The sequence below is a fragment of the Shewanella cutis genome (genome assembly GCF_022410515.1).
Taxonomy (GTDB): Bacteria; Pseudomonadota; Gammaproteobacteria; order Enterobacterales; family Shewanellaceae; genus Shewanella; species Shewanella cutis.
Window position 1 is genome coordinate 1 of record NZ_JACSDI010000014.1, and the last position, 12,536, is coordinate 12,536.

Annotated in this window: 10 protein-coding genes; 3 read left to right on the forward strand and 7 right to left on the reverse strand. The window is 45.1% G+C overall.

From position 1 onward, the window contains the following. Positions 1 to 262 precede the first annotated feature (262 nt). Positions 263 to 955, forward strand: a complete 693-nt coding sequence (locus H9J30_RS15895) for a TorF family putative porin (protein WP_240131877.1) — start codon at positions 263 to 265, stop codon at positions 953 to 955. 44 nt (positions 956 to 999) lie between these two features. Here the strand turns inward: H9J30_RS15895 and rimK are convergent, their stop codons facing one another. The 4 genes from rimK to H9J30_RS15915 all read right to left on the reverse strand — a co-directional run bounded on the left by rimK (position 1,000) and on the right by H9J30_RS15915 (position 6,372). Continuing rightward, positions 1,000 to 1,905 carry a 30S ribosomal protein S6--L-glutamate ligase gene (gene rimK / locus H9J30_RS15900; RefSeq protein ID WP_240131878.1) on the reverse strand — a complete coding sequence of 302 codons (906 nt, stop codon included), beginning with the start codon at positions 1,903 to 1,905 and terminating at the stop codon, positions 1,000 to 1,002. A 151-nt stretch (positions 1,906 to 2,056) separates the two neighbouring features. Next, entirely contained in the window at positions 2,057 to 3,778 is a 1,722-nt protein-coding gene (locus H9J30_RS15905) for a putative bifunctional diguanylate cyclase/phosphodiesterase (protein WP_240131879.1), read from the reverse strand. 9 nt (positions 3,779 to 3,787) lie between these two features. Further along, a complete protein-coding gene (locus H9J30_RS15910; protein ID WP_240131880.1) occupies positions 3,788 to 4,222 on the reverse strand; it encodes a response regulator in 435 nt (144 codons plus the stop codon). Further along, positions 4,219 to 6,372 carry a CHASE domain-containing sensor histidine kinase gene (locus H9J30_RS15915; RefSeq protein ID WP_240131881.1) on the reverse strand — a complete coding sequence of 718 codons (2,154 nt, stop codon included), beginning with the start codon at positions 6,370 to 6,372 and terminating at the stop codon, positions 4,219 to 4,221. The genes H9J30_RS15910 and H9J30_RS15915 overlap by 4 nt, the downstream gene beginning before the upstream one ends. A gap of 310 nt (positions 6,373 to 6,682) precedes the next feature. On the opposite strand from H9J30_RS15915, the gene H9J30_RS15920 reads away from it, so the two are divergent. Together H9J30_RS15920 and H9J30_RS15925 are read left to right on the forward strand one after the other, a co-directional pair. Beyond that, the gene (locus tag H9J30_RS15920) at positions 6,683 to 6,859 is read left to right on the forward strand and encodes a PA3496 family putative envelope integrity protein (protein WP_011070882.1); all 177 of its coding nucleotides are present in this window, start codon (positions 6,683 to 6,685) and stop codon (positions 6,857 to 6,859) included. Positions 6,860 to 7,392: 533 nt separating this feature from the next. Beyond that, a complete protein-coding gene (locus H9J30_RS15925) occupies positions 7,393 to 8,748 on the forward strand; it encodes a flavohemoglobin expression-modulating QEGLA motif protein (RefSeq protein WP_240131882.1) in 1,356 nt (451 codons plus the stop codon). 47 nt (positions 8,749 to 8,795) lie between these two features. On the opposite strand, the gene H9J30_RS15930 is transcribed toward H9J30_RS15925, so the two are convergent. The 3 genes from H9J30_RS15930 to arsJ all read right to left on the reverse strand — a co-directional run bounded on the left by H9J30_RS15930 (position 8,796) and on the right by arsJ (position 12,527). After that, a complete protein-coding gene (locus H9J30_RS15930; RefSeq protein ID WP_240131883.1) occupies positions 8,796 to 10,238 on the reverse strand; it encodes an MBL fold metallo-hydrolase RNA specificity domain-containing protein in 1,443 nt (480 codons plus the stop codon). 117 nt (positions 10,239 to 10,355) lie between these two features. Further along, positions 10,356 to 11,159 carry a DUF2927 domain-containing protein gene (locus H9J30_RS15935; RefSeq protein WP_240131884.1) on the reverse strand — a complete coding sequence of 268 codons (804 nt, stop codon included), beginning with the start codon at positions 11,157 to 11,159 and terminating at the stop codon, positions 10,356 to 10,358. Between the two features lie 96 nt (positions 11,160 to 11,255). After that, positions 11,256 to 12,527 carry an organoarsenical effux MFS transporter ArsJ gene (arsJ, locus tag H9J30_RS15940; RefSeq protein ID WP_240131885.1) on the reverse strand — a complete coding sequence of 424 codons (1,272 nt, stop codon included), beginning with the start codon at positions 12,525 to 12,527 and terminating at the stop codon, positions 11,256 to 11,258. Between the last annotated feature and the right edge of the window lie 9 nt (positions 12,528 to 12,536).

Sequence of the window (12,536 nt, forward strand, 5' to 3'; positions counted from 1 at the left end):
TCCTATGTGAGGCGTTTTTTTTTAGCTAACCCCTACAGTTGCCAGAACATTTTTTGCACAGCCACAGTGCGTCACCTGCTCCATCCTTGAGCACTTTAAAACATTTTATTAACAATAAATTTGTAATTGACTGTTTTTATTGTAATTTTAAAAATGGCATGTGATTAGCAAATCCCTTATCAGAAAAAACCATGATGCACCAATGCCGCGGTATTTAAGTGGCATGAGTGAATCGATAAATAAGTCAATCGAGGGGATGAGTATGAGAAAATCACTGTACAGCGTTTTGGCATTATCGACGGGATTATTATTAACCAATAGCGCCTTTGCGGCGGTGTCTGGCAATATTGGTGGCACCTCAAACTATCTATGGCGCGGGGTAACTCAAACCAATGATGCGGTCGCTATCCAAGGCGGTATTGACTACAGTCATGACTCAGGATTCTATGCGGGCACATGGGCATCAAATGTCGATTTTGGCAATGACACAAGCTACGAGTTAGACCTCTATGCAGGTTACGGTGGCAATATCACCGACGATCTCAGCTATGATTTTGGCTACCTCTATTATGCCTATCCCGATGCCGAAGGCAGTATCGATTTTGGTGAACTCCACGGTACCATCACTTGGAAGTGGGTCGAACTCAGTTATTCCCACGTGATCAATGCGGGTGATGACGTAGCGGCAGAGCCATTTGATAACAAAGATATGAGTTACCTTGCAGCCACAGCATCTTTCCCGTTAACCGAGAAACTTAGCCTGTCATTCCACTATGGCTACTCCACGGGCGATGTGGTTGAGGCTTGGTTTGCGGAAGATAACTACGCCGATTACAACGTGACGCTCAGCGCTGATACCAGCATAGGCACAGTCTCTTTTATGGTGTCTGATACCGATCTGACCGATGACGATGCAAAAATCGCTTTAGGCTATTCCTATGGTTTTGATTTATAAAATAAAGCACTAAGAAACACGCCGCGTTAATCGCGGCGTTTTAGTTAAGCAATCACTGGACGATTCGATTTTTGGGCCAATACCATTTTCTCAATATATTCCACGATAGGTTCAGTCACCGAAATACCCGTAGTTTGCTCAATACCTTCAATGCCAGGAGCTGAGTTCACTTCAAGGATCAGCGGACCACGATTCGAACGTAAAATATCGACCCCAGCGACCACTAATCCCATTGCTTTTACTGCGGCGACAGCCATCTTGCGCTCTTTAGGAGTGATTTTCACTTTTTCACCGCAGCCACCTAAGTGCAGATTAGAACGAAAATCGCCCTCAGGACCTTGTCGCTTCATCGATGCGACCACTTTATCGCCCACCACAAAACAGCGAATATCACTGCCGTTAGATTCCTTAATATACTCCTGCACCATAATATTGGCTTTGAGTCCTAAAAAGGCTTCAATAACGCTCTCGGCAGCGGTTTTAGTTTCGGCTAACACCACACCGATCCCCTGTGTACCTTCGAGCAACTTGATCACTAAAGGAGCCCCGCCCACCATATTAATCAGATCGGGAATATCATTCGGTTTATTGGCAAATCCAGTGATAGGCATACCAATGCCTTTACGCGAAAGTAATTGCAGTGCCCGTAACTTATCCCGTGAGCGCGCAATCGAGATAGAGTCATTGGCTGCAAATACGCCCATCATTTCAAACTGACGCACCACTGCGCAGCCATAAAAAGTCACACTGGCATGAATGCGTGGAATAATCGCATCAAATCCCGTTAATTCTTGCCCTTGATAGTGGATGCTAGGTTTGATGGAGTTAATATTCATGTAGCAATTCAAGGTATTAATCACCACGGCCTCATGACCACGACTCTCGCAGGCAGCCACTAAACGGCGGGTGGAATACAATTCAGGAAACTGAGATAAAATACCGATTTTCATTACTAAATGACCAAGTTAAACACAGTAAATTGATTCTCTGAGCACATTGCATCAGAAAGGGGCGCAGATAGTTGTCTATTGCTCAGTGTAAAGCAAGAAAATATTCCTCACCAGACGAAAACCCAAGCCTAAGCCAAACGTAAGATAACCTTCACAATTTAGAAAGTAACGGCGTGATGTATTTTGCCTCAAACTCACTTGCCTCTAAGGGGCGAGAAAAGAGGTATCCCTGCAATAAATTACAATGTCTTACCGTGCAAAACTCTGCTTGTTCAAGAGTTTCAATCCCTTCGGCAACGGAGGTAACGTTAAAACCATAGGCAAAGTTAAGCAGTGCACTGAGCAAACGAGTGTCCTTTTCATCCTTATCGTAGGAAGCGATAAAGCTTTTATCGATTTTTAGCACACTGATAGGAAACAATTTAATGTGCTCAAGAGATGAAAATCCCGTACCAAAATCATCCAAGGCGAATCGCACTCCAAGTTGGGCTATTTTATCGAGGATCTTCGCATGCTCGTGGGGCTCTTCAATTAAACAGTTTTCAGTAATTTCTAACTCTAGCGCGCCAGGTGTTAGCCCTGTCACTTTTAGAACATGGGCAATTTTCTCATATAAGTCGACATGACCAATTTGAGATGCTGATAAGTTCACTGCAATGGTGAAGCGATGTCCAGTTGGCGCTAATTGATTAAGCCAATACTGGGCCTGACGACAGGTTTCGAACAAGACCCAATCACCGATCTCCTCCATCAGCCCTATTTCTTCAGCAATGGGCAGAAATTGGTCTGGTGAAATCAAGCCATCTTCAGGATGCAACCAGCGGATCAGTGCCTCCATCCCCACCATTTGATGTGTTTGAGCATCAACTTGTACTTGATAATAAACCTTAAACTGATTCAGCCTTAAGGCTATTCTCAAACTAGATTCAATATGATTGCGATAGCGCACCTCTTTATCTAACGCCTCGGAATAAAACTGGATCTGGTTACGTCCCATTTTTTTAGCACGATACATCGCAATATCAGCACATTTCATTAACTCGGAGCTATCGGAGGCCGCTTCATTATAAAAAGCCACTCCGATGCTAGCGCCGATCATCACATCGTTATCTCCGAGACAAAACACTTCCTCAAAGGCTTTAAGCAAGCGGTTTGCCACTATCATGGGAAAATATTTATAGTCATTGTCTGTCACTAGCACGACAAACTCATCCCCACCTAAGCGAGCAATCACATCCCCATCCCGCAACACTGTGCTCAATCTCGATGCGACCTTCACTAACAAAATATCACCAGTCTGGTGACCAAGAGTATCGTTAATTGCTTTAAAATCATCCAGATCGAGCAAGATCACTGCTAACAAATCATTACTGCGTTTTACCCTTGCGATTGCCCGATTTAAGCACAGCTCAAAACCATATCGATTCATTAATTTGGTGAGAGAATCGTGTTCAGCTAGCTCTTTAAGTTTTTCATGGCTATTCCTCAAGGCTAGCGCCATAGAGGCTCGCTGTTTAGCGTAACGAATTGAACGACAGAGAATTCTTGAATTAACTTCATCTTTAAGTAAAAAATCCTGTGCCCCTAATTCGATACAACGCTGTGCGAGTTTTTCATCTTCATAACGGCTCAGCATTACCACAACCGTTTGCTCTTGAGTCATCGAATTAAGTTTGATCAGCACCTCTAAGCCGTTGGCATCGGGCAATAAGTAGTCGAGTAAAATTCCATCAAAATGACGCTGTAACGCAAGATTTAAGCCATCAAAAGCACAATTCGCCTCAACCACATTAAAGGCGAGTTTGGATTGTCGCAGCGCCCGAATAATAGCTGTTCTATCAACTTCATCATCATCGATCAGTAGTAAATCCATAGACACACCCTATACACTTGGTAGTTCTACGATGCGCAAGTAGCCTTCCAACATATTAAAAATATTATGGAAACTATATTTCATATCCGTTTTCACCATATAGCCAGCGACATGATGACTGTAGGCTTTCATGCGATCTTCATCAGCACGGGAAGTCGTCAGCATAAACACCACTGAAGAGGACAAAATGGGATCGTTACGAATATGCTCAAGAAATTCAAAACCGTTCATTCTCGGCATATTGAGATCAAGCAAGATCAAATAAGCGCCTTTTATGGTCTCCGTATTGGTGAGAATAGTTAGCGCTTCCAGCCCATCCCGCGCGCGCACCAGAGGATTTAGCAGCCGCAATCGCTTCATCACCCTCTGTACTGCTATATAATCCACGTCGTCGTCGTCAACCAACAGAATGGTAACGGGTTTATAGTGATTACTATTACTCATATCCCCTCCTTGTTGACTATGTGCATAGGCCAGCTAAATCTAAAACAACAACCTCGACCCACTGATTCGAGTTGAATTTTGCCGCCAAGACTATCAACCGTCTTTTTAACGAGCGATAGCCCTAACCCACTTCCTTCCACCTCATCTCGTGGTCTTAGCGTTTGAAACATTTCGAACACTTTTAGCTGAAACTCACTGGAAATCCCGGGACCGTCATCAACAACACTAAACCAGTAATAGGCATTTTTAGTTTCGCATAACACCTTTAGCACGCCAGAACCTCTATCATGGTGTTTAATCGCATTGCTAAGTAAATTCCGAACCACCAGCTCTAGTAAGGTTTTAACCGTTTTAAATTGCGGAAAATCACCTTCGAGTACTAATTCAAATCCTTGCGGTGGAGCCACCAAAGCAAACATATCTTCAACAAGTTGTCGGCTGTCAACTTCAACCATTTCATTATCAACTCGCCCAATACGGGAAAATGTCAGTAAACCGTCGAGTAATAGCACCATTCTCTGGATACGGTTTTGAATGAGTCCTAAGTATTTTTGAACGTTTTCATTGGTGTTATCGACAAGATCCTCACTTAACCAAGTGGTTAACTGCTCAATCCCCCGTAGAGGAGACTTCAAATCATGGGAGGCAATATAAGCAAATCTATCTAACTCTTGATTAATGCGCTCCAACTCAGCCATATGCTCTATACGCTGCGCTTCAATCCGTTTACGTTCAGAGATATTGTTAATCGTCGTTAAAATATAGATCCCATTAGTAAAGTGAACAGGTGTTAATCCGACTTCAACCGCTAAAGGAGTACCATCTTTACAGCAGCCGAGGAGATCATCACGCATCGACATATTCTTCGCGATGGGATGAACCAAATAATGAGAAAGATGTTGTTGATGAATTTCCCTGAGCGTTTCAGGTAATAACATATTAATTGAGCGCCCCAGTAACTCCTCCCTTGTATAGCCAAAGAGATGCTCCCCTTGGGTATTGACCAAGGTAATTACTCCAGTTTTATCCACCATGAATAGCGCGCTGGGAGATGCCTCAATGACTAGACGAAAGCGTTTTTCATTGGCAATTAATTCGGCCGTTAACATCGACTCTTGATATCGATTCCGAGCCATACCGATAACAGCGTAAAATAAGGCAAGAATAAAGGCGCAGCCAATCACTTGCAGCCAAACACTCCAAGTTTGTTCAGCGCTCGAAATAAACCGTGACTCTGAAGAAACATCGATTCGCCAGACCTGCCCTTCCATGGTTTCTAATTGTGATTGATAAAAAACATCCTTAGAAGAAGGGAGCTTTGGATCTGAGCTAAACATGAGATGGGTATGATTTGCCTCTGAACCATCATAAATGGCCAGTTTAAGGCCGGAGAAGCGTTTTCCCATAATGCCTTGCATTAGATCATCCATTCTAAAAGGCGCATAAACAACACCTATCGCCTGTTGCATGCGTTCTACGTCAGTCATGGGCTGACCACGATATAAAGGGACGTACATTAACACGCCAGCCTGAGTATTATCGGGCGTTTCCTGCACCAATGTGACTTTGCCTGAAACCTTGGGCAATCCCGAAGTAATGGCTTTTAAAATAGCGGAACGACGAGTCGCTTCGGAGCACATATCAAAACCAAATGCCCGCTGATTTCGCCAATCAAATGGCTCTAAGTACTTGATAACACAATAAAGTTCCCGTTCACCTATAGGGGTAACTCGAAAATCACCAAACCCCTCCTGTTGGACTTGCTGCGTAAACTCATCCAAGGTGGCTGGCGTAACGAGCTCAGCAAAACCTAAGCCTTGAATTCCAGGGTAATAATCAGATAAACGCGCATTAGCGACATAAGTTTGCCACTCACTCCGAGTCACGCCACGGGAAGATAAAAAGAGCCCCACTCCGCCACGCAAAACCTGCTCATAAGCTATCATTCTGCGGCTAACGGCCTCAGATAACTCCTGAACATTGTTGTTAAATCGTTCTTCGCCCCGTTCCCGAAGATATTCTTGAAGAACAAACCAAGAAATGCCCATAAGTGTGAGCGCAGCAACTAACATTAGCCAACTTGAACGAACCACACTGATAAAAAAACTTTTTGGAGGGCCGAAAGATTCGGGAAAACGATCCGTGTCCATATTGGCTTCCCTAGCACAGTTACATTTGTGTTGTCTCACCCAAGTGTTGTTCGATTTTTGGGCAAATTCAAGTTTATCTGGCTATTTAAGCAAGAGTTAACTTAAACACAAACAGATAGCCTTATGCGCTAAATCACAAATTCAGCAAAAGCTGAAGTAGCCTCGAATCTCCACGCTAATCGGCCGATACCATAGGAATCGCATATTGGCGCATGGGAAGAAAATTTTGCATTTATACACAAAATTTTTTGCTTTTCTGCCACACTCTTTTTAGATAGAAAGGCGTTAGGAACAACATGAGGAATTCGTTATGGCTCATATTACTGAAGTCGTGCCCAACGATACTGAAATTGAGGCAATGACCACCCCTAGAAACAGCAAAGCGGCAGAGGCAATGCAACATAAGCGTGAAATAAAGAAACGCTTGGAAGATTACCTCGAACGCGCCGAATTACGACGTGCATTAGGAGATGACGACTTATTCTAAGCTTACCGTTCCCATAAGATGTGAGGTCGTTTAATACTCACCGCAGTTAACTAAAACCTTCACCCAGCTCATTTGGGCTGGGTGATGAAATTAACTGTGATCTTCAAACCTACTTTTACCACTTTTAAACGTCTGAACTTTTATCCGTAATCGTTAAACTCGACTCCACAGCTTAAGCACTGTGGCACTCTATTCATGATATTGCTCTATTCATGATAGTGCTCTCTCACGCTCAAATAGCACATTGCAGGCACCACTTCCTCCCACAAACTTCATAGAATAACCAAGATCAACAAAGTAGTATTTAAGCCATAGTAATAAATCCATCTTTAACAGTGTGTTACAGAAAAAATCTACACTTCCCTCGCGCAAAACTAACCCGTACCACACCAAAATAATTCATTTAACCGATAGCGGAGAACGGGTTTAATCGGCAATATTATATTGTTAAAGGAAGAAACCTATAAATACAATCGCTTTACGGCTATGATTAAACTAATTTTTATCGCCCAAGTAGCAATAGGATTTCGGGAATGTCAGAGTCGTTAGCCCAATACCAAGAAGATTTACGCCGCTTTTCCGATGAGCTGATCCGCATTCAAACCCCGATTAAGATTTTGGATGCCATCAAATGGCCACGGGAAATGGAAGAGCGTTTTCTTTCCAGTAAAGGCACTGTTCTCCCTGCAATTAAACAAGACTTTTATCAAAACATTGCCTTACCCTTCGATCCGGCAAAAACACAAGCCGAATTACTTTCTCTTAAGAATGATATCCACCGCCGTTTGGGCAAAAAAGACAAGTTGGGTAAGCTGTTAGTCGCCAACGTTGACCAATATCGTCTTGTTGTCGATATGCTGGGTCATAGGGGAACCCCAACTTTTGGTAAACTTAGCCAAGAACTCTATGGCAGCGCTAGCCACAGGTTACATGGTGATCGCCACACCCTGCGGCAACTGGGCGATAAGCTTAGTTATATTTTTTCGCTGCCTGCTGCTCGGCATATGAATAAGCATCACCCTAAAATCATTAGCGCCCCAGAAGCTGTGAATGTGCTAAGCCAGCGACTCGAAAAATACTTCCATAGTGATGATATGCGGGTGCGTTTGAGTGACGGTATTGTGTCCGATGCAGCAGTCGGTGGCGATACGGTCAAACTCAACAGCAAAGCCATGTTCAGCGAGTCTGATCTTAATGTGTACGAAGTCCATGAAGGGTGGGTGCATGTGGGCACCACCCTGAATGGCCGAGCTCAGCCCCATGCCACTTGGCTCAGTGTTGGTTCTCCCCGCGTAGCAGCAACGCAAGAAGGCCTTGCCGTCTTACTCGAAATGCTCACTCTGAGCTCAAACCCTGGCCGAGCCCGCCGCATTAGCGATCGTGTTGCGGCTGTAGATATGGCAGAAAATGGTGCCGATTTTATCGAAGTGTTTAATTATTTTAGAGAGTTAAACCTGAGCGCCAAAGATAGTTATCGGGTAACCCAAAGGGTATTTCGCGGTGGCATGGTCGAAGGCGGCAGCTTTTTTACCAAAGATATTTCCTATGTGCGTGGTTATGTCGAAAACATCAACTTTATCCGCAGCGCCATCACATCGGGCTTACCCGAACTGATCCCCATGTTGTTTTTAGGCAAACTCGCTATTGAGGATATTCCCGTTCTCTATCAAGCATGCCAAGAAGGGATACTCACGCCACCTAAGTATCTGCCGCCAATGTTCGACAACTTCAGCGGCTTGTATGCTTGGTTTGGTTTCGCCTCAGGACTCGCAGGTATTGATTTGAAAGGGGTGCAACGCCACTTCACCCGTTTATTTAAAGATGTGCCAAGTATCGACCCGAGCCTCGAGTTACTAGACGATACTGAATTTGATAATAACTCTGACTAACTCCTGAAGATTAGCCCGCAACTCAGTTAGGGTTGTGGGCCAAACGCTTAAGCAGTCACCCAGACTAATTTGGGTAAAGCGGTTAAATCCAACTTATCGCCACGGGTGGCAATAGCCAGTGCCTTAGGTTTGGTTTTAGGATCTTGACTCATGACCTTCACTAATCCCTGCTGGGCTTCGGCCTCGCCATGAACCAGCACCAAAGGGGGCTGCTCTTCAAAATGCCGATACCAACGTAACAACTCTGCCTGGTCCGCATGGGCAGATAAGCCCCCCACAGTATGTAGCTTAGCCGCAACGTTGACGCTATTGCCATGGATAGTAAGCTCCTTCGCACCATCGACTAAGGCCCTACCCGGTGTGCCAAGTGCTTGGAAACCACAAATAATCACATCACATTCTGGCCGCCACAGATTATGTTCAAGGTGGCTGCGAATACGACCGCCGTTACACATGCCGCTACCAGCGATAATAATCAATCCTTTATGCACCTCGTTAAGGGCGATGGATTCTTCCGTGGTTTGAATAAACTCCACATTCGATAGCAATGGGTGTTGCCCCGGATGCTGATGGGTAAAGCGCTTAAAGTCCTCATCCATTAACGGATAATTGTTGACATAGACACGGGTTGCCTCAATCGCCATTGGGCTATCTAGACAAATTTTCCAGCGGTCGAGTTTCCATTCCTTAGCATATAAGTGAAAGAGATAAAGTAATTCCTGTGCCCGCCCAACCGAGAAAGCCGGTAGCAAGATATTGCCTTGACCCTCGTTGACTGTCTTGGCAAAAATGTCCTTTAACTCAGCAAGAGTATCACTCCAACTGCGGTGAAAACGATTGCCGTAGGTACTCTCCATTAATACTAAATCCGCCGTATCCACTAGGGTGGGATTTTGCAAAATGGGCATGCCCGCCCGACCAAGATCGCCACTGAAAACGATTTTCTTCTGGAACTTACCTTCGCCTAACCACAGCTCGACTAAGGCAGAACCTAAAATATGCCCCGCATCTGAGAGGCAAATATCCACATGGGGGATAACCCGAGTTACTTGGCCGTATTCCAACGGCACAAATTGGCTGATGGCCTGTTCGGCATCTTCAACGGTGAAAAGTGGCTCTAGGGGAGCAAGATCATGTTTAGCGCGCTTTTTATTGGTCCTTTCGGTATCGCGCACCTGCAGCATGGCCGCATCTTTCAGCATGATCGCGCACAGCTCTGCTGTGGCTTTATGGGTATAGATTGGGCCATCAAAACCCGCTTTGACTAAGAGTGGTAAACGCCCAGAATGGTCGATATGAGCATGGCTGAGCACAACGGCGGCAATGGCTTGCGGATCAAAGACGAAAGGTTCGTGATTGCGTAATTCATCCACCTTACCACCTTGGATTAAGCCGCAGTCGAGCAACAGGTGCTTCCCTGCCACTGTGACTAAATGACAAGAACCAGTGACTTCCCGAGCTGCACCTAAAAACTGCAATGTCATTTGCATAATCTGCCTCCAGCCTATTTTTTCATCTAAAGATAGACTATGCCCTTATTCCTAAAAGAAAAAGGAATAATTAGTAAACAATGAGTAAAATCCACTTTAGATGGAAAACCGTCGGGATCAATAGCCAAGTAGTCCATATAGCTGACCTTGGCGCACGGTTTTATCAGCATCACTCAGCGTGCCATCACGCTGCCATTGTATAAGTTGTTTTTGAATGATGGGCTGTACTTCTGTTGTCGTCATACCGGCTTTAATTTCAGTACTGTAGAGCAATTTCAGCAAAATATAATCGAGCCCAGTGAGTAAATCCTGCGGGGTTTTATCGTTAAAAATGGAAGGGAATACTTTTTCAGAATCATTGGGCAGCCCGAGCACTTGGGTGATCTCCTCCACTACACAAGCCACTAACTTACCGTGCATTTTTGCCTGATCGACGGGAATAATTACCCAAGCCCGATCGATTTCACTGTTTGCGTTAAGGGCAAACTTGGCCATACACACTGAGCCGTGGACATTCTTCGCCGCATTTGGCCCCATTAAACGCATGATGTCATCGACCCACAGAGATTGACGGGTAAACACTAAGTGCAGATTTGCCTCTGATAATACATCCACCAATTGAATATCGTGACCCGTAATCTCGGCTAAGTGCGCTAAGTGCATCTGCACTAATTGAGTATGCAGCGCCTTGTCGCCCACTTGATGTTCAATAAATACTCGTACAGGAACATGCCATTTGCGCACGCGATGTTTATCTTTATCGTATTCATTTTTAAGGGCTATTTCGCTAAATGCTTGGGTAATATTGGCTGAGCCTTTCCAATCTGCGGCGGGATTTAATGCCTGAATCAACGCGGGCTGCGTTTGTGCGGCAAAAAGCGGAAAGGCAATGCCAAGCAATAAACGTAGACTAAGACCCATACTGCGCCCTAGGTACCTTAATCCCAGCGGTAACCTTAGCCGCTTGTAGCAATCGATTGATGCCCTAGACCGCATTTGAATTAGCCCACATTTGCATTAATCCTTACCCACGACTTGCCGAGGTAATTTAATCGAAATCACCGCTGTGATGCCGATAAAAATGCTCGAAATCCACAAACAGGCTGCTAAACCATAGGCTTGATACACTAAGCCTGAAAGCACAGTGCCGACTAAACGCCCCATAGCATTAGCCATGTAATAGAAGCCCACATCCAGCGACACCGCATCTTCACTGGAGTAACTCACAATCAAATAACTATGCAACGACGAGTTCACCGCAAATAGAGCGCCAAACAGCATTAAGCCCAACAACAAACTGGCCTCAGGATAAAAACTGAACTGCATCGCACAGGCAATCAGCGCGGGGACAAAGGCCAGCAAACTGGCCCAAATTAACGCACTGCGGCCATCGGGTGCAGCACCGACTCCTAAACCTTGATGTTGATTACCTGTGATCTTAGGCGCGAGAGCTTGTACTATGCCATAGCCGATAACCCACACAGCTAAAAAGCCCCCTACCGCCCAATGGTCCCACGCAAATTTGCTAGCAAGATAAACAGGCAGCGCTACCACAAACCACACATCTCTAGCGGCAAATAGGAATAATCGTGCCGCTGAGAGAATATTCACGCTGCGACTTTTAGAGAAAATCTCCGTAAATTTGGGTTTATTCTTGGCTTTACCTAAATCCTTCTTCAGCATCACCACACTGAGTAGCCATACAAGCCCGAGCAAGCTCGCCATAATGGCAATCGCTAACTCAAATCCGAATAAGGCGAGCAACATACCGCCGAGGAAAAATCCCGCCCCCTTAAGGGCATTTTTAGAACCTGTTAATAAGGCAACCCACTGGTAAAGCTTGCCCTGCTCGCCTTTTGGCACTAGCAGTTTTATCGCGCTTTTGGCACTCATCTTATTGAGATCTTTAGCAACTCCAGATAAGGCCTGCGCCGCCATCACCCAAGGCACACCAGCAAGCCATAAGGGTAAACTCGCCGCCGGCACTAACAACATAGCTAAAGCAAACACTTGCATGCCAAGCCCTAAGTTCATGGTGCGATTCAGCCCTAAACGCGCACCGAGATAGCCGCCAAGCAGATTAGTCACTACGCCAAAAATCTCATAGAACAGAAACAACATAGCGATCGCCAGCGGACTGTAGCCAAGCTGGTGAAAATGCAGCACCACCAACATCCGTAGTGCACCATCGGTTAAGGTAAAGCTCCAATAATTGAAGGTGATCAGCAAATATTGCCGCACGGCAGCGGGCAATTGCATCAGTTGTTCAAAGGGCTTGGCGGCAGACATTGAACTCTC

Excerpts from the sequence above, each read along its gene's own strand:
- H9J30_RS15920 (WP_011070882.1), top strand. The coding sequence starts at position 6,683 with ATGGCTCATATTACTGAAGTCGTGCCCAACGATACTGAAATTGAGGCA.
- arsJ (WP_240131885.1), bottom strand. The coding sequence starts at position 12,527 with ATGTCTGCCGCCAAGCCCTTTGAACAACTGATGCAATTGCCCGCTGCC.
- H9J30_RS15895 (WP_240131877.1), top strand. The coding sequence starts at position 263 with ATGAGAAAATCACTGTACAGCGTTTTGGCATTATCGACGGGATTATTA.
- H9J30_RS15930 (WP_240131883.1), bottom strand. The coding sequence starts at position 10,238 with ATGCAAATGACATTGCAGTTTTTAGGTGCAGCTCGGGAAGTCACTGGT.
- H9J30_RS15915 (WP_240131881.1), bottom strand. The coding sequence starts at position 6,372 with ATGGACACGGATCGTTTTCCCGAATCTTTCGGCCCTCCAAAAAGTTTT.
- H9J30_RS15910 (WP_240131880.1), bottom strand. The coding sequence starts at position 4,222 with ATGAGTAATAGTAATCACTATAAACCCGTTACCATTCTGTTGGTTGAC.
- rimK (WP_240131878.1), bottom strand. The coding sequence starts at position 1,905 with ATGAAAATCGGTATTTTATCTCAGTTTCCTGAATTGTATTCCACCCGC.
- H9J30_RS15925 (WP_240131882.1), top strand. The coding sequence starts at position 7,393 with ATGTCAGAGTCGTTAGCCCAATACCAAGAAGATTTACGCCGCTTTTCC.
- H9J30_RS15935 (WP_240131884.1), bottom strand. The coding sequence starts at position 11,159 with ATGGGTCTTAGTCTACGTTTATTGCTTGGCATTGCCTTTCCGCTTTTT.
- H9J30_RS15905 (WP_240131879.1), bottom strand. The coding sequence starts at position 3,778 with ATGGATTTACTACTGATCGATGATGATGAAGTTGATAGAACAGCTATT.